Origin of the sequence: Pseudomonas sp. NBRC 111131 (assembly GCF_001320525.1) — a bacterium.
Taxonomy (GTDB): Bacteria; Pseudomonadota; Gammaproteobacteria; order Pseudomonadales; family Pseudomonadaceae; genus Aquipseudomonas; species Aquipseudomonas ceruminis.
Map to the genome: position 1 here is coordinate 18972 of NZ_BCBH01000022.1, position 16649 is coordinate 35620.

General features: G+C 62.7%; 14 protein-coding genes. 13 read left to right on the plus strand and 1 reads right to left on the minus strand.

What is annotated here, in order from left to right:
• From bcsZ to APH34_RS18995, 6 genes are all read left to right on the plus strand, one after another.
• Complete coding sequence (gene bcsZ, locus APH34_RS18970; protein ID WP_054902436.1) at positions 1 to 1113, plus strand: cellulose synthase complex periplasmic endoglucanase BcsZ; 1113 nt, start codon at positions 1 to 3, stop codon at positions 1111 to 1113.
• Positions 1101 to 4622, plus strand: coding sequence for a cellulose synthase complex outer membrane protein BcsC (gene bcsC, locus APH34_RS18975; protein WP_054902437.1), 3522 nt, complete (start codon positions 1101 to 1103; stop codon positions 4620 to 4622). Before bcsZ ends, bcsC begins: the two co-directional genes overlap by 13 nt.
• A gap of 210 nt (positions 4623 to 4832) precedes the next feature.
• Entirely contained in the window at positions 4833 to 5732 is a 900-nt protein-coding gene (locus APH34_RS18980; RefSeq protein ID WP_054902438.1) for a TauD/TfdA family dioxygenase, read from the plus strand.
• Positions 5733 to 5748: 16 nt separating this feature from the next.
• Positions 5749 to 6768, plus strand: a complete 1020-nt coding sequence (locus APH34_RS18985) for an ABC transporter substrate-binding protein (protein ID WP_054902439.1) — start codon at positions 5749 to 5751, stop codon at positions 6766 to 6768.
• A gap of 6 nt (positions 6769 to 6774) precedes the next feature.
• Positions 6775 to 7638 carry an ABC transporter ATP-binding protein gene (locus APH34_RS18990; protein WP_054902440.1) on the plus strand — a complete coding sequence of 288 codons (864 nt, stop codon included), beginning with the start codon at positions 6775 to 6777 and terminating at the stop codon, positions 7636 to 7638.
• 14 nt (positions 7639 to 7652) lie between these two features.
• The gene (locus APH34_RS18995; protein WP_054902441.1) at positions 7653 to 8516 is read left to right on the plus strand and encodes an ABC transporter permease; all 864 of its coding nucleotides are present in this window, start codon (positions 7653 to 7655) and stop codon (positions 8514 to 8516) included.
• Positions 8517 to 8567: 51 nt separating this feature from the next.
• Here APH34_RS18995 and APH34_RS19000 read toward each other — a convergent pair whose 3' ends face one another.
• Complete coding sequence (locus APH34_RS19000) at positions 8568 to 9125, minus strand: WYL domain-containing protein (protein WP_054902442.1); 558 nt, start codon at positions 9123 to 9125, stop codon at positions 8568 to 8570.
• 206 nt (positions 9126 to 9331) lie between these two features.
• Here APH34_RS19000 and APH34_RS19005 point away from each other — a divergent pair, with 206 nt between their 5' ends.
• The 7 genes from APH34_RS19005 to APH34_RS28795 all read left to right on the plus strand — a co-directional run bounded on the left by APH34_RS19005 (position 9332) and on the right by APH34_RS28795 (position 16432).
• Positions 9332 to 10126, plus strand: coding sequence for a tetratricopeptide repeat protein (locus tag APH34_RS19005; protein ID WP_054902443.1), 795 nt, complete (start codon positions 9332 to 9334; stop codon positions 10124 to 10126).
• Positions 10127 to 10277: 151 nt separating this feature from the next.
• On the plus strand, positions 10278 to 10730 hold the full coding sequence (locus tag APH34_RS19010; RefSeq protein WP_054902444.1) for a MarR family winged helix-turn-helix transcriptional regulator: 453 nt from the start codon (positions 10278 to 10280) through the stop codon (positions 10728 to 10730).
• Complete coding sequence (locus APH34_RS19015; RefSeq protein ID WP_054902445.1) at positions 10727 to 12814, plus strand: FUSC family protein; 2088 nt, start codon at positions 10727 to 10729, stop codon at positions 12812 to 12814. The genes APH34_RS19010 and APH34_RS19015 overlap by 4 nt, the downstream gene beginning before the upstream one ends.
• On the plus strand, positions 12811 to 13023 hold the full coding sequence (locus APH34_RS19020; protein ID WP_054902446.1) for a DUF1656 domain-containing protein: 213 nt from the start codon (positions 12811 to 12813) through the stop codon (positions 13021 to 13023). The genes APH34_RS19015 and APH34_RS19020 overlap by 4 nt, the downstream gene beginning before the upstream one ends.
• Positions 13020 to 13895, plus strand: coding sequence for an HlyD family secretion protein (locus tag APH34_RS19025; protein ID WP_054902447.1), 876 nt, complete (start codon positions 13020 to 13022; stop codon positions 13893 to 13895). The genes APH34_RS19020 and APH34_RS19025 overlap by 4 nt, the downstream gene beginning before the upstream one ends.
• Positions 13892 to 15310, plus strand: a complete 1419-nt coding sequence (locus tag APH34_RS19030) for an efflux transporter outer membrane subunit (RefSeq protein WP_054902448.1) — start codon at positions 13892 to 13894, stop codon at positions 15308 to 15310. The genes APH34_RS19025 and APH34_RS19030 overlap by 4 nt, the downstream gene beginning before the upstream one ends.
• A gap of 225 nt (positions 15311 to 15535) precedes the next feature.
• Positions 15536 to 16432 (plus strand): RHS repeat-associated core domain-containing protein, encoded by an 897-nt coding sequence (locus APH34_RS28795; RefSeq protein WP_256215745.1) that lies wholly within the window; start codon positions 15536 to 15538, stop codon positions 16430 to 16432.
• Positions 16433 to 16649: the final 217 nt, after the last annotated feature.

The following is a 16649-nucleotide window of genomic DNA, read 5'->3' on the forward strand; positions in this document are numbered from 1 at the left end:
ATGCGACAGCTGTTGGCATTACTGGCGCTGCTGTGCATGCCCGCCGTCGCTGCGGCGTCGACGGCGTGTCCGTGGCCGGCCTGGGAGCGATTCAAGATCCAAATGGTCAGTGCGGATGGCCGAGTTCTTGATCGCAGTGACGAGCGTCTGGTTACCACCTCCGAAGGGCAGAGCTATGCGTTGTTCTTCGCCTTGGTCGGTAATGATCGCGAGGCCTTTGCTCACGTGCTGCGCTGGACCAGCAACAACCTAGCCCAGGGTGACCTTGCACGGCACTTGCCGGCTTGGCTATGGGGGCGCAACAGCCAGCAACAATGGCAAGTATTGGACACCAATAATGCCAGCGACGCTGATCTGTGGATCGCTTACAGCCTGCTCGAAGCGGGGCGGCTGTGGGATGAGCCCACCTACGCTCAGTTGGGCCAGCAGATGCTTTGGCGCATTGCCGCGCAGACCGTGCGCAAGTTGCCTGGTCTGGGTGTGATGATATTGCCTGGCGACTACGGTTTCGAAAACGATCGTGGCTGGCGGCTCAATCCCAGCTACCTGCCCCCGCAGTTGTTCGACCGCTTCGCCTTGGTAGATCCCTTATGGGCGGAGATGGCTGGCAATGTCCGCCGTGTCTGGTTAGAGGCGTCGCCCAAGGGCTTCGCGCCGGACTGGTTGTTGTGGACACCTGCAGCCGCCGTCGAGCCCGATCCCGAGCACGGCAGTGCCGGGGACTATGACGCCATTCGTGTGTACCTGTGGTTGGGAATGCTGGCCAACGGGGCGGCGCAGCGTGATGAGTTACTGCACCATTTTGCACCGATGGTGGCGCTGACCATGCGCGGCGGCCAGCCACCGGAAAGCGTCGACGCCCTCAGCGCAAAGGTCAGCGGCCATGGCCCCGTGGGCTTCTCTGCAGCACTCCTGCCGCTGTTGGCCACTGCCCCGGGCGGCCACGCTGCGCTTGAAGCCCAGCGTAAACGCCTGCACGAGCAGCCCGTCGAGCCGCGCGCGTATTACAACCAGGTGCTTGCCCTGTTCGGCCAGGGCTGGGATGAGGGCCGTTATCGCTTCGACAACAACGGCCGACTGCTGCCTGCCTGGAGCGCACCATGTTCCGAATGATCGGTGTGCTGACCTTGACAGCGTTGTCATGTGCAGTGGCCGCACAACCTAAGGATCGCGATGAGCAGCGCCAATGGCTGCTCGAACAGGTCCGTGTCGGTGAAGCGTTGCACCGCGATGACCTGGTGCATAACGCCCTGGCCAAGCTGAGGCTGTTGGAACCACGCGACCCTGATGCGTTGCTGGCAGCGTTGAGCCTGGCTCTGCGGGAACAGAAGCCCCAAGAGGCGGAACAACTGAGTGCAACGATCAGCCAAGTGGCGCCTGGAAGCAATCAGGACCGGCGGGCTCGCCGTTTGCTGCAACTGCAACAACCGGAGCCGGCGCAGCGGCTGCAGCAGGCCCGCCTGCTGGCGGTCACCGGACGCTATGAAGAAGCCCTGATCGCCTATGACCAGTTGTTTGCCGGGGATCCCCCGAGCCTGGACATGGCCCTGGATTACTGGCGCGTGCGGGGCAATCTAGTCGGGCAACGGCCGCAAGCAATCAGTCAGTTGCAACAGCTTGATCGTCAGTACCCTGGCAATGCTGGCCTGCGCCAGACCCTGGCCAGCTGGTTGTTCAGCGAAGACCGCGATAGCGAGGCATTGCAGGTGCTGGACCAACTGTCGCGTGACCCGGCAGCGCGAGATGCTGCCGCACAGCGCGAATTCGACTACCTGTCCGAGCAGCCGGTAAGTGGCAGCAGCGTTGCAGCCTGGCAGAAGTTCGTGCAGCGTTACCCAGCCTCGCCTCTGCTGACCCTGGCCGGCGAAAACCTCAATCAGCAGCGCAAACTGGTGGCCGACCCCGCCTGGCAGGCAGGGCAACGCGGCAAGGTGCTACTCGAACAGGAACGTAATGTTCAAGCCGAAGCGCAGCTGCGCCTGGCGCTGCGCCACTATGCGGACGATGCCAGTTTGCACGGTGCGTTGGGTGTCGCACTGATGCGCCAGCGTCGTTACGCAGAGGCTAACACTGCGTTCCGCCAGGCTGCTGCGATCGAGCAGAGCACACGCTTGATGAGCAAATGGAAAGACCTTGAGGCTTCCAGCCAGTACTGGGGGTTGCTGCAACGGGCGGACAACGCGCTGGCCAAGCAGGACCTGCGCACCGCTCGCACGCTGTATCAGCAGGCGCGACAGCAACGCCCCGAGGATGAATTTGCCTTGCTCGGGCTGGCTGATGTATCGCTGGCCGAAGGTGATGCAGCTAGCGCCGAGCGGCAGTACCTGCACGTACGGGGTAGAGCACCAGGCAATGAAAGTGCGCTACGCGGCTTGATGCGGATCTATCAAGCTCAATCGATGGACAAGGCCCAAGCGTATCTGGAAAGCCTGCCGCCGGCTCAGCAGGCCCAGTTCGCCAGCCTGCGGCAAAGTCTGCAACTTGCCCGCCTGCGCGAGCAGGCTGATGTGGCATTGCGCCATGAGGACTGGCTCACTGCCAGCCGAGTACTGGAGCAGGCTGTCGAGCTGGCCCCCGATGAGCCATGGTTGGTTTACCAGTTGGCCAGCAGCCTTCGCCAACAGGGGCGTAACGCCGAGGCAGACGCCGCATTCGCCCAAGTACTGCAGCGTCAGTCGGCGGATCCCGCCACCCGCTATGCCCATGGGCTTTATCTAGAGTCCAGTGACCGTGATGTGCTCGCCCAGCAGACCTTGCGCGCCGTGCCACAAGGTGCCTGGACCGATGACATGCGGTCGCTGGACAAACGGCTGCGTCGGCGCATGACCCTGGCCCAGGCGCAGCGTCTGCAGGACCAGGGCCGTACCGATGAGGCGACCGCAGTGCTGGAAGCCGTCCAGGCCCAGGGCGAGGGTGATCCTGACGACCTCTTGTTGATGGCGGACTGGGCGGCAGAGCGGGGCGATCACAGCAAGGCGCGTGGTTACTACCAGCGTGTATTGCAGGCTCAGCCCAAGCGCCCGGAAGCCCGCCTCGGCATGATGCAAAGCTGGATTGCCGAAGGCGACCTGGCGCGTGTGCGCCAGGCATTGGCCACGCAACCGTTGCAATTGACTGACCTGACGGTGGGGGGCCAGCAGCGTCTGGCGGAGGTCTGGGTGGCGTTGGGGGAAAAACAAAAAGCTGCCAGGCTGCTGGAGCGCATTGCTGCACAACAGCCCCAGCCTGACCCCTTGCTGCGCCGTGATGCTGCGCGCTTAGTCGCTGCAGACGATCCGCAGCGCGCATTGGACCTTTATGCAGCGGCGATGGCCGATGCGCAATTGCTCGGTCGTTCGGCGCTCTCGCCGCGGGATGACCGGGCAATGACTTTGGCCAGCCGTGCCAACGATGCGGATGATTGGCTGGTGCGCAGCCTGCGCAGTGATGTGGATGAGCTCTACCGCCAGCGCAACACCCATGTCACGCTCATGCATGACTACGGCTGGCGCAAGAACGACGGTACGCCAGGTATTTCCAGGTTGAGCACCCAATCGACCTTGCTGCATGTCGACACCCCATGGGACGACGGCACGGCGTTCGCCCGCGTGGAACGCATTGGCATGGATGCAGGTTCCTTCGACCTGAACGAAGATGGGCGCAATACGGCCGATTTCGGTACCTGCCAGTTTGAAGGCGTAACCCGTAACGGCGCGGCCCTGCCAACCTGTCGCGGTGGTTCGCAAACGGCTGACGGCGGCGTGCTGGCGTTGGGCTGGCAGAATGATCGCTGGGGCTTTGACCTGGGCACCACTCAAGGTTACGAGGTCAACAACTGGCTGGGTGGCGCCATCGTCAATGGCGACCTGGGGCAGGTGGGGTGGTCGCTGGCGGCCTCGCGCAGGCCCATGAGCAATTCGCTGCTGTCGTTCGCCGGAGCGCGTGATCCTGCTACCGGCGTGCGCTGGGGTGGCGTGACGGCCAATGGCGCGACATTGGGTTTGAGCTGGGACCAGGGTGGTGATCATGGGGTGTGGGCCAGTCTGGGGCACCATTGGCTCTATGGTGAGAATGTTGCCGATAACCAACGCACTCGCGCCATGGCGGGATACTACTACCGAGCGATAGAAACGGCGGATGAGCGCATGCGGGTCGGCCTTACCCTGATGCATTGGCGTTATGATAAGGATCTGGGTGGTTACAGCCTCGGCCAGGGTGGGTATTACAGCCCACAGCGCTACCAGTCGGTGGGTGTGCCAGTCAGTTACGCCTGGCGCAACTACGACTGGTCGTTCCTGGTGGAGGGCTCGGTCAGTTGGTCGCGCGCCCATAGCGATAGCAGCCGTCTCTACCCGGACTCGCGCATCAACCGCAAGTTGCTGGCGCGCTATGACGTTGTCGAGTCCAACATTGATGCCACGGTCGACGCCAGCGACAGCACCGGACTGGGGTATCGCCTGCATGGCGCCGTTGAGCGGCGTTTGAGCGATCACTGGGCAATGGGGGCCGGTTTCGACTGGCAGCATAGCGATGACTATGCACCCAGCCATGCTGTGTTCTATGTGCGTTATCTGTTCGAGCCATGGCGGGGTAACCTGGCGTTGCCAGTAACGTCTCTGGAGCCTTATAGCGAGTGGCGTTAGCGGCGTTTGGTGCCTACACACTGCAATGAACTGCATCATATGGATATTCGTTAAAGATATTTAAAATATTCTTCTTATGCATTTATAGTTCGCCCGACTGCGTACCCATCGACCAATCGATGCGCCGCACGACTTGAACCCACACGGGTAATCCCCGTGCGTTTCTGATCGTTGCGCGTCTTGAAGTCGCGCACTGCGTGGGAGTGAACAATGTCCGCCGCCTCGAACGCCTTGTCGTCCATCGACAGCGCCCAGCCGCAAACCTTCGAAATCCGCCCGTTCTCTGGTGCCGTCGGCGCCGAGATCATCGGCCTGGACCTGGCCAAACCAGTCAACGCCGAGGATTTCTCCCGTATTCATCGCGCCCACCTCGACCACCATGTGCTGGTGTTCCGCGACCAGCGCATCAGCCCTGAACAGCAGATCAGCTTCAGCCGCCGTTTCGGTGAGCTGCAGATCCATGTGCTCAAGCAGTTCCTGCTTGCTGGCCACCCTGAGATCCTGATCGTCTCCAACATCATCGAGAACGGCCAGAACATCGGCCTGGGTGATGCCGGCAAGTTCTGGCACTCGGACCTCTCCTACAAAGAACTCCCAAGCCTGGGTTCCATGCTTCACGCCCAGGAGCTGCCCAGCGAAGGTGGCGATACCCTGTTCGCCGATATGCACAAAGCCTGGGACGCCGTTCCCGAAGCCCTGCGTAAGGTGGTCGAAGGCCGTAGTGCCGCTCACTCCTACACCGCTCGCTATGCCGAAACCAAATTCGAAGGTAACTGGCGCCCCACCCTGACCGCCGAGCAACTGGCCCAGGTGCAGGAAGTCATCCATCCGGTGGTGCGTACCCACCCGGAGAACGGCCGCAAAGCGCTGTTCGTCAGTGAAGGTTTCACCACCCGCATCGTCGGCCTGCCGGACGATGAAAGCCGCGACGTGCTGCAGCAGCTTTACGCCTTGAGCGTGCTGGAACAGAACATCTATCGCCACCAGTGGCAACCCCACGACATGGTGTTCTGGGACAACCGCTCGCTCATCCACCTGGCCACCGGCTGCCCTGCGCACCTGCGGCGCAAACTGTTCCGTACCACCATCCAGGGCGATGCCCCGTTCTGACGACTGAGGAAACATCATGCGCAACTCCATCAGCCGCCTGGCGGCAAGCATTGGCCTGGGCGCCAGCCTGGTCGTCGGTAGCCTTGCGCTGCCCACCGCGGCACATGCCGAAGGCAAGATCCGCGTCGCCGAACAGTTCGGTATCGTCTACCTGTTGCTCAACGTGGTACGTGACCAGCACCTGATCGAGAAACACGGCAAGGAGCAGGGCATCGACATCGAGGTCGACTGGGCCCAGCTCTCTGGTGGCGCGGCAATCAATGACGCGCTGCTGTCCGGCTCGGTAGACATCGCCGGCGCCGGTGTCGGCCCGCTGCTGACCGTGTGGGACCGTACCAAAGGCCGACAGAACGTCAAGGCCGTGGCCTCGCTGGGCAACTTCCCGTACTACCTGCTCAGCAGCAACCCGAACGTGAAGACCATCGCCGACATTTCCGACAAGGACCGTATAGCCGTGCCAGCAGTGGGCGTCTCGGTGCAGTCGCGCTTCCTGCAGTACGCTGCTGCCCAGCAGTGGGGAGACAAGGAATACAACCGCCTCGACAAATACACCCTGGCCGTGCCGCATCCGGACGCCACTGCTGCGTTGCTGGCGGGTGGTACTGAGCTCAACGGGCACTTCTCCAACCCGCCGTTCCAGGACCAGGCCTTGGCCAACAAGGACGTGCACGTGGTGCTCAACAGCTATGACCTGCTCGGCCCCAACTCGCCGACCCTGCTGTTCGCCACCGAAAAATTCCGCAATGACAACCCCAAGACCTACAAGGCCTTTGTCGATGCGCTGGCCGAGGCTGCGGACTTTGCCCAGAAGGACAAGGCAGCCGCTGCCGACACCTATATCCGTGTGACCAAGGCCAAGATCGACCGCGATGCGCTGATCAAGCTGATCGACAATCCGCAGTACGAGTTCACTGTCACACCGAAGAACACCTACAAGCTGGCTGATTTCCTGTACCGGGTCGGCGCCATCAAGCACAAGCCGGAATCGTGGAAGGACTACTTCTTCCAGGACGAACGCCCGCTGCAGGGGAGCTGACCGACCATGACCGCCCCATTGCCAGGCCACACGGCCAGCAACCTGAGCCGTGTCGCTACAGCGCCTTTGCTCAAGGTGGACAATTTGAGCCTTGAATACCGCACCGCGCAGCGCGTGGTGCGGGCCACTCACCAGGTCAGCTTCGAAGTCGATCGTGCCGACCGTTTTGTCTTGCTCGGCCCTTCGGGGTGCGGCAAGTCCACCCTGCTCAAGGCCGTGGCAGGTTTTATCAGCCCCCAGGAAGGGCAGATCCTGCTGCAGGGCCAGCCAGTCAGCGGCCCCGGCCCTGACCGCATCGTGGTGTTCCAGGAGTTCGACCAGCTGCCACCGTGGAAGACGGTGAAGCAGAACGTCATGTTCCCGTTGCTGGTGTCTGGCCAGCTCAAGCGTGCCGAGGCTGAAGAGCGTGCGTTGCACTACCTGGACAAGGTCGGCCTCGCCGCCTTCGCCGACGCCTATCCGCACACCCTGTCGGGCGGCATGAAGGCGCGCGTGGCGATTGCCCGCGCCCTGGCCACGCAACCGAAGATCCTGTTGATGGACGAGCCGTTTGCCGCGCTCGACGCGTTGACCCGGCGCAAGATGCAGGAAGAGCTGCTGCTGCTGTGGGAGGAGGTGCGCTTTACCTTGCTGTTCGTCACCCACTCCATCGAAGAAGCGCTGGTGGTCGGTAACCGCATCTTGCTGTTGTCGCCCCACCCGGGGCGGGTAAGGGCCGAGGTGCACAGCCATCAGTACGACCTGGGCAGCCTCGGCGCCAGTGACTTCCAGGCCAGCGCACGACGCATCCATCGCCTGCTGTTCGACGAGGTCGATGTGCCCGAGCAAACGGACGACCTGGGCTTCAACGACATCCGCATCGCTTACTGACAGGAGCTTCAGCCATGACCACTACACCTGTACGCCAGGAATACGAGGTGCAGCTGGAGCCGCTGCTCAGTGTGCCTCTGGAGCGCAACCTGCCACTGGCCCAGCGCCTTTGGCAGCATGGATGGTTGCGCAAGGCGGTGATCCTCGTGGTGATCGCTGCGTTGTGGGAGGCCATCGCCCGCTACCAGGGCAACGACCTGCTGCTGCCGACCTTCCTGCAGACCGCAGCAGCGCTGTGGGACGGCCTGGTGAGCGGCGAATTGCCGGCAAAAGTCGGCGTGTCGCTGGTGATCCTGCTCAAGGGCTACCTGATGGGCATCGTCCTGGCTTTCGGCCTGACCAGCCTTGCGGTATCGACCCAACTTGGGCGCGATCTGCTGGGCACGCTGACCTCGATGTTCAACCCGCTGCCGGCAATTGCCCTGTTGCCGCTGGCCTTGCTCTGGTTCGGCCTCGGTGACAACAGCCTGATCTTCGTGCTGGTGCATTCGGTGCTCTGGGCGCTGGCGCTTAATACCTACGCAGGCTTTCTCGGGGTGTCGGAAACCTTGCGCATGGCCGGGCGCAACTATGGGCTCAAAGGCCTGCGCCTGGTGCTGCATATCCTGGTGCCGGCGGCGTTGCCGTCGATCCTGTCGGGGCTGAAGATCGGCTGGGCCTTCGCCTGGCGCACGCTGATCGCGGCCGAACTGGTGTTTGGCGCCAGCAGTGGCAAGGGCGGGCTGGGCTGGTACATCTTCCAGAACCGTAACGAGTTGTACACCGACAAGGTGTTCGCCGGGCTGGCGGTGGTGATCCTGATTGGCTTGCTGGTCGAGGGGTTGGTGTTCAATACCCTGGAGCGGTTGACTGTGCGGCGCTGGGGGATGCAGCGCTGATCTTCACCTGTCCTATCGCCGACAAGCCGGCGATAGGACAGGTGCAGTCAACTACTCCTGATACTTGGCAGCCGCATTGCTCAGGGTCCTGGCGATCTCATTGCGCAACCCGGCGGGCTGCTCCACCCTTACTCCTTCCCCCTGGCTCAACACCCACCAGCGCAACGCCCCACCGTCTTGGACCGTGGCCTGTAGCAGATGCCCCTGCGCCAGCGGGGTCAGCTGCATGTCTGCGCTTAAGGGCGCATCGCGCAACTGCCGCGCCACCTGATCGCTGACCCAGGCCTGCAGCTCCAGCCCACCCTCCTGGCCCGGCTGTAGCGTTTCACCGCGCAGAAAACCCTGCAGATCGAAATGCCCACGCAGCTCCCCGACGACATTCGCCGACCAATGCCAGCCAAATGGGATGCTCTTGTCATTGCGCTCCAGCGGAAAAATCAACGACAGCTCGTTGAGGTCGCGCTCCACGGTGCGTTTGCTGACGTTGAAGCCCACATCCCGCAGGCGCCATACCAGTTCGGCACTGGTAATGCCCGGCGAGCGGTTGGGCAACTGGCGTAGCAGTGCCCACTGGCGGCTGATGGTGGCGCGAGTAGTGGCGAACGGCAAAAGATAACGTCCTTGTCTAGGCTTGCCGCATCAGGATGGCGGCAAGCGTGGGTCATGGCAATTAGCCACGACCCGTTCAGATCAAGGAACTGCCATTTGGTTGCCTGCTGTCGAATCGTTCGCGACAGGTTTTGACGTGACGTCGCGCAGAATCACGCCTCATCACAGCCACGGTCGGGCCTGTGGGTCGTTCAATGAGGATGAACATGTCTGCTGCCAGCAATATCCATTCGCTGCTCGCCCATCTTCTGCCAGAGCAGGTCATCGCCGCGCCGACGCCCGCCGGGAGGCGCCAGCGGCTGTTCGCCGGGGTGGGCTTGCCGAGCCAGCAGTCGCTGCTGGTCAGCCGCCTGGACGAAGCGCCAGACTTGCAGGCGGTGTACGTCGACCTGCGGCAGCAGGCGCTGGCCGGCAATGTGGCAGCGCTCAACGACCTCGGCTGGATCTGGCTCAATGGCAAGTACTGGCGGGCCGACACCGTGCTCGCCGGGCACCTGCTGCGCATGGCCGCTTTGCAGGGCAGTGCCGCTGCCTGGTTCAACCTGGGGCAGCAGCATTACTTCGGCAAAGGTATCGATACCTCCTACGTGCAAGCTGCGCAATGTTATCGGCAGGCCTTTGACCGCGGCATGCTGCACGCCGCTGCTGCGCTCGGTGATCTGCTCGAGGAAGAAGTCTGCGACACCGAACTGGGCTGGCAGGTAGACCTGACTCAGGCGTACCAGTGGTTCCTTCGTGGCGCCGAACGGGGCGAAGCGCGGTGCCGGTTCGAGGTGGGCTACCGGCTATTGCATGGGCTGCATGTGGAGGCAGACACCAAGGCGGCGCTGTACTGGCTGGAACTTGCGGCGGCGACCGGGGTGATGCAGGCCGCCGAGGAGCTGGCGGTGCATTTCAGCAGGCGGGACGGCGCACGCTACCTCGATTGGCGGGACCGCGCGGTGCAGATGGGCAGCACACTGGCGTTGGCGATGAAGCTCGAAGACCAGGTCCAGCCCTGAGCTTGCCGGCGATGGGGCCGGTGCAGAGAGCCTCAATCCCTCAAAATGAACAACAATTCATCCATTCCCTCTGTCGCCTCCGGTTGACGACAGGGGGAGGGCCAGGCGTATATTGATAGTTAGCAAACTATGAATATCCTTGGTTCCTCTCATGACGCTTGATTCACTGCGCCTGCACGTCAGCAGCGGCATGGTCGTTGCCGCACGCCACTGGCGGCGCATCTGCCATACCGCCTTGACCGGTTACGGCATTTCCGAAGCCTGCGCTGCACCGCTGCTGATGATCGTGCGCCTGGGCGATGGCGTGCATCAGGTAGCGGTGGCCCAGGCCGCCGGCCTGGAAAGCCCATCCCTGGTGCGCCTGCTCGATCAGTTGTGCAAGGCCGGGCTGGTGTGCCGCAGCGAGGACCCACTGGACCGCCGCGCCAAGGCCCTGAGCCTGACCGCCGAAGGGCGCGCCCTGGCTGAGGCTATCGAAGCCGAGCTGGTGCGTGTGCGCCATGACGTGCTTCAAGGCATTGACGAGGCCGACCTGCAAGCCACGTTGCGCGTATTGCGTGCCTTCGAGGCCGCCGGCCTCGGTACCGCAGGCGGGGTGGCATGAACGGCTTTTTCAGCTCGGTACCACCGGCCCGTGACTGGTTCTATGGCGTGCGTACCTTCGCTGCATCGATGATCGCCTTGTACATCGCCTTGTTGATGCAGTTGCCGCGCCCGTACTGGGCGATGGCCACCGTCTACATCGTCTCCAGCCCGTTCGTCGGGCCCACCAGTTCCAAGGCGTTGTATCGCGCCGTGGGCACGCTGCTCGGTGCTGGCGGGGCGATCTTCCTGGTGCCGCCGTTGGTGCAGTCTCCGTTGCTGCTGACGGTCGCCATTGCCATGTGGACCGGCACCCTGCTGTACCTTTCGCTGAACCTGCGCACCGCCAACAACTACGTGCTGATGCTCGCCGGCTACACCCTGCCGATGATCGCCCTGGCCGTGGTCGACAACCCGCTGGCGGTGTTCGACGTGGCTTCTTCCCGTGCCCAGGAGATTTGCCTGGGCATCGTCTGCGCGGCGGTGGTCGGGGCGATCTTCTGGCCGCGTCGGCTGGCACCTGTGGTGGTTGGCGCTACCGGTAACTGGTTCATTGATGCGATCCGCTACAGCGACACCTACCTGGCCCGCGATGTCGCTGCCGAGAAAGTGGGTGCCATGCGCGGCGCGATGGTCGCTACTTTCAACTCGCTGGAAATGATGATCGGCCAGCTCGGCCACGAAGGTGCTGGCCCTCACACCCTCAAGAACGCCCGCGAACTGCGCGGCAGGATGATCCACCTGCTGCCGGTGATCGATGCGCTCGACGATGCCCTGGTTGCCCTCCAAGGGCGCGCCCCGTTGCAGTTCGCCCAGTTGCAACCGGTACTGCAAGCCGCCCGCGAGTGGCTTCAGGGTACCGCCGACAGCGCTTCAGTGGCGCGCTGGACGGCCCTGCACGAGAAGATCGACCGCTTGCAGCCTGGTGCTGCCGCGCTCGATCAGCGCGCCGAGCTGCTGCTGTCCAACGCCCTTTACCGCCTGACCGAATGGGCCGACCTGTGGCAGGACTGCTGCACCTTGCAACACGCCCTGCGCACCGATGACCCCACGCCCTGGCGCGCGGTGTACCGCCACTGGCGCCTGGGCCGCCTGACGCCGTTCTTCGACCGCGGCCTGATGTTCTATTCGGTGATCTCTACCGTGCTCGCCATCATCGTTGCCTGCGGCCTGTGGATTGGCCTGGGCTGGAACGACGGCGCCAGCGCGGTGATTCTTGCCGCTGTGTCGTGCAGCTTCTTCGCGGCGATGGACGACCCCGCGCCGCAGATCTACCGGTTCTTCTTCTGGACGCTGATGTCGGTCATCTTCTCCAGCCTGTACCTGTTCCTGGTACTGCCCAACCTGCACGATTTCCCGATGCTGGTACTGGCCTTCGCGGTGCCGTTCATTTGCATCGGTACTTTGACCGTGCAGCCGCGTTTCTACCTGGGCACGTTGCTGACCATCGTCAACACCTCGACCTTCATCAGCATCCAGGGCGCCTACGACGCCGACTTCTTCACCTTCCTCAACTCCAACCTGGCCGGCCCGGTTGGGCTGTTGTTCGCATTCATCTGGACATTGGTGATGCGCCCGTTCGGCGTGGAACTGGCCGCCAAACGCATGACCCGTTTCGCCTGGCGCGACATCGTTGAGATGACCGAGCCGGCCACGCTGGCCGAACACCGCCAGGTTGGCGTGCAGATGCTCGACCGCCTGATGCAGCACCTGCCGCGCCTGTCCCAGACCGGCCAGGACAGCGGCGTGGCGCTGCGCGACCTGCGTGTGGGCCTGAACCTGCTCGACCTGCTGGCCTACATGCCACGCGCAGGCACCTTGGCCCGCGAGCGCCTGCAAACGGTCATCGAGGAAGTCGGCGGCCACTACGCGGCCTGCCTGCGCGCGGGCGAACGCCTGCATGCCCCGGCCGCGCTGCTGCGCAATATGGAGCGCGCCCGCTTGGCGCTTAACCTGGATGAACTGTACGAGCGCGGTGACGCCCGCACCCACCTGCTGCACGCCCTGAGCGGCCTGCGCCTGGCGCTGTTGCCAGGTGTCGAGGTCATGCTTGAACCGGCCGAACAACCGCAACTGCCCCCCGGCCTCGACGGAGCGCCCCTGTGATCGGTGAACTGGATATCAGTGGGGTATTCCTGCCCACGCTGCTGGTGATGATGTTCTGCACCTACCTGCTGTTCCTTGGGGTGCACGCGGTGCTGGTGCGCCTGCATTTCTACCGCCTGGTCTGGCACCGGGCGCTGTTCAACGTTGCCCTGTATGCCGTGCTGCTTGGCGCGGTGGACCATTTTTGCCGAAGCCTGATGCTGCCATGAAAAAACCTTTGCTGACCCTGGGCCGTGTGGTCCTGACCTTGCTGGTAGTGACCTTCGCCGCCGTGCTCGTATGGCAGATGGTGGTGTACTACATGTTCGCCCCCTGGACCCGCGACGGTCACATCCGGGCCGACGTGATCCAGATCGCTCCGGATGTGTCCGGGCTGATCCAGAAGGTCGAGGTGCGCGACAACCAGACCGTCAAACGCGGTGACGTGTTGTTTACCATCGACCAGGACCGCTTCAGCCTGGCGCTGCGCCAGGCCAAGGCCACCCTCGGCGAGCGCCAGGAAACCCTGGCCCAGGCCTCCCGCGAAGCGCAGCGCAACCGCAAGTTGGGCAACCTGGTGGCGGCCGAGCAACTGGAGGAAAGCCAGTCCCGTGAAGCCCGCGCGCGCTCGGCAGTCAGCGAGGCCCAGGTGGCGGTCGACACCGCCCAGCTCAACCTTGACCGTTCGGTGGTACGCAGCCCGGTAGATGGCTACCTCAACGACCGCGCACCGCGTAACCATGAATTCGTCACCGCTGGCCGTGCGGTGCTGTCGGTGGTCGACAGCGCCTCGTACCACGTCGATGGCTACTTCGAAGAGACCAAGCTGGGTGGCATCCATATCGGCGATGCGGTGGACATCCGCGTGATGGGCGACAACACCCGCCTGCGCGGCCATGTGCAGAGCTTTGCCGCCGGTATCGAGGACCGCGACCGCAGCAGTGGCGCCAACCTGCTGCCCAACGTCAACCCAGCGTTCAGCTGGGTGCGCCTGGCCCAGCGGATCCCGGTGCGCATCGCCTTCGATGAAGTACCGGCAGATTTCCGCATGATCGCCGGGCGGACGGCCACGGTGTCGATCATCGAGGGTCAGCATCCATGAAACAGCTGATCCTGGCGGGTTTCTGCCTGTCGCTGGGTGCCTGCATGATGGTCGGCCCGGACTATGAAGTGCCCAAGGACGCAGCCGTGCAGCGCAGCGACCTCAACGGTCCGCTGCGCCAGGATGCTGACAGCGTGGTGTCGGCGCCGGTGCCCGAGGACTGGTGGCAGCTGTATCAGGATCAGCGCCTCAACGAACTGGTACGCCAGGCGCTGAGCGCCAACACCGAGCTGCGCGTGGCGGCGGCCAACATCGCCAAGGCCCGTGCCCAGGTCGAAGTGGCCGAGTCGCAGGGTGGTTTCAACGGCGGCATCAAAGCAGGCGCGCAACGTTTGCAGGAGTCCGGCGAGGCCTTCCTGCTGCCCGAGAAGGTTCCGGTGGCCAACATCGGCGAAGCGATCATCAGCGCCTCCTACCAGTTCGACCTGTGGGGCACCTTCAAGCGCGGCACCGAAGCGGCCAAGGCCAATGCCGACGCCGTACAGGCTGCCGCCGATACTGCGCGCATCACCCTGGTGGCGGATGTGGTCAAGGCCTACACCCAGGTCTGCTCGGCCAACGAGGAATACCACATCGCCCGCGAGTCGCTCGACCTGCAGGAGCAGAGCGTGCAGCTCAACCAGCGCCTACGTGATGCCGGCCGTGGCGATGAAACCCAGGTCACCCGCTCGCAGACCCAGTTCAAGTCCCTGCGCGCCGAACTGCCCAGATTCAAGGCCGAACGAGAGACCGGCATGTACACTCTGGCAGCGCTGCTGGCCAAGCCGGTGGACCAGCTACCTGCCGGCACCGCCGATTGCGCCGAGCTGCCGCACCTGAACCAACTGGTCCCGGTTGGCGATGGCACTGCGCTGCTCAAGCGCCGCCCGGATGTGCGCCAGGCCGAACGCCAACTGGCAGCGGCCACCGCGACTATTGGTGTGGCCACGGGCGCGCTCTACCCGGACGTGAGCTTTGGCGCCCAGGTCGGCACCATCGGTATCCTCGAAAACCTCGGCGAACCCTCGACTAACCGCTGGGGCTTCGGCCCGCAGATCAGCTGGACCATCCCTACCAACGGCACCCGCGCCCGCATTCGCATGGCCGAAGCCTCGACACAGGCGGCACTGGCGCATTTCGACGGTGTGGTGCTGAACGCCATTCGCGAGACCCAGACCCGCCTGGCCCAGTACAGCGCCCTGCTCGACCGGCGCGATGCGCTGGCCGAGGCGGAGAAGTCGGCCAAGGAAGCGGCGGACCAGACGCATCGCTATTACCAGGCAGGGCGTGAGTCGTTCCTGGCGGACCTGCAGGCGACGCGGACGTATACCGACATGCGTGCGCAGCTGGCGGCGGCCAATAGCCAGGTGGCCATGGGGCAGATTGGGGTGTTCCTGGCGTTGGGTGGCGGCTGGAAGGATGCCGCCAAGCCTTGAGATTGCCCGGGTCGCTGGATGCCTGTCGGCGGGGCAGGCCGATATAAGGTGTTATTCGTAATGCCCTGCAACTGATATTTTTGTCAGTTTTCCCGCTCGCACGGTTCTGTCACGCTTCGTTCAAGATTGTGGCGTGCGTGTGAGGTCTTTATGGGCGCTACACCGAGCGGGAAATCTGTTTATTCTCAAAAAAGATTCTACCGGAACACTGAGCTCGTGACGGTGATGGGAGCGCGTGCTGCGAGTTCGATAGTTAAGGCTGAAGCGGGGGACCTTGCGCAAATCGGAGCTGGGGAGGTGTCAGGCAGCACACTTTTATTATCAGGCCCGATGCGTACGGTTATGGGCGGTGCGACTGCAGTGCGGCATGAAACGCTTAGCTACAGCCCTTATGGTTTTAGCTTTCCTCAATCACCCATCTTGCCTGGATTCAACGGGCAACCACGTGAAGCCCTCACGGGTTGGTATCTGCTAGGTAACGGCGCTCGTGGTTACAGCCCGGCTCTGATGCGATTCTTAAGTCAGGATGTGTTGAGCCCCTTTGATCAGGGAGGGATCAACTGCTATGCGTATGTCTCCGGTGACCCTGTCAATTTCAGTGATCCAACCGGGCATATGCCTAAGCGATTATCGCCCGAACCGACGAACAGGCCGAAAACATTGATTATGCCTCCCAATTCGCAGCAGGCGCCTGGTTCGAGGAAACCTGCGAAACCTGCGATGAATCGATCTATTTCGAGTACCTCCAATTCGTCATTATCATCGCCCCTCTCGACGCCTTCGACTCCCGGCATAAGCGACCGGCACAGTTCGAGAAACGCTGTATTCTTTAACGCTATCTCAGAAGAAAATAAAGGTTGGAAATTAGACAAGGTTGAGGTGCGGAAGAACTTAGCAGTGTTGACAAAAGTGGAGCAGGAAAAATTCGACAAGTTTCAAAACGCGATTCACCATGAGGGATTGTCGCCTCGGGACGCAGCATTGAGTTTGGGTGATAGCGACTACAAAGTTTTTGATAAGCGCTTAGGGATTTATCAGTTCCGCCTCAGTGGAGGTCAACGTGTTCATTTTCAGGTGCAAGATAAAACCGTGATCATCCGCCAGGTAGGAGGGCATGCGTAGCCTGCGCTACATATTCCCTAACGCCTGAAATAGTAAGAGTTCTCCGAATATAAAAAATGCTTCAGTTCTGATTCTGTGTCGAATTATCCTGCGGCGTCTGTTGGACAGCCCTCAGGCCTGCGCCGCCCATCGCCGGCAAGCCGGCTCCCACAAGTACAGCGCCCCCTTGAAGCCTGTAAAAATACTGGGGGAGCACGCCCACCGGCGATCGAGGGCG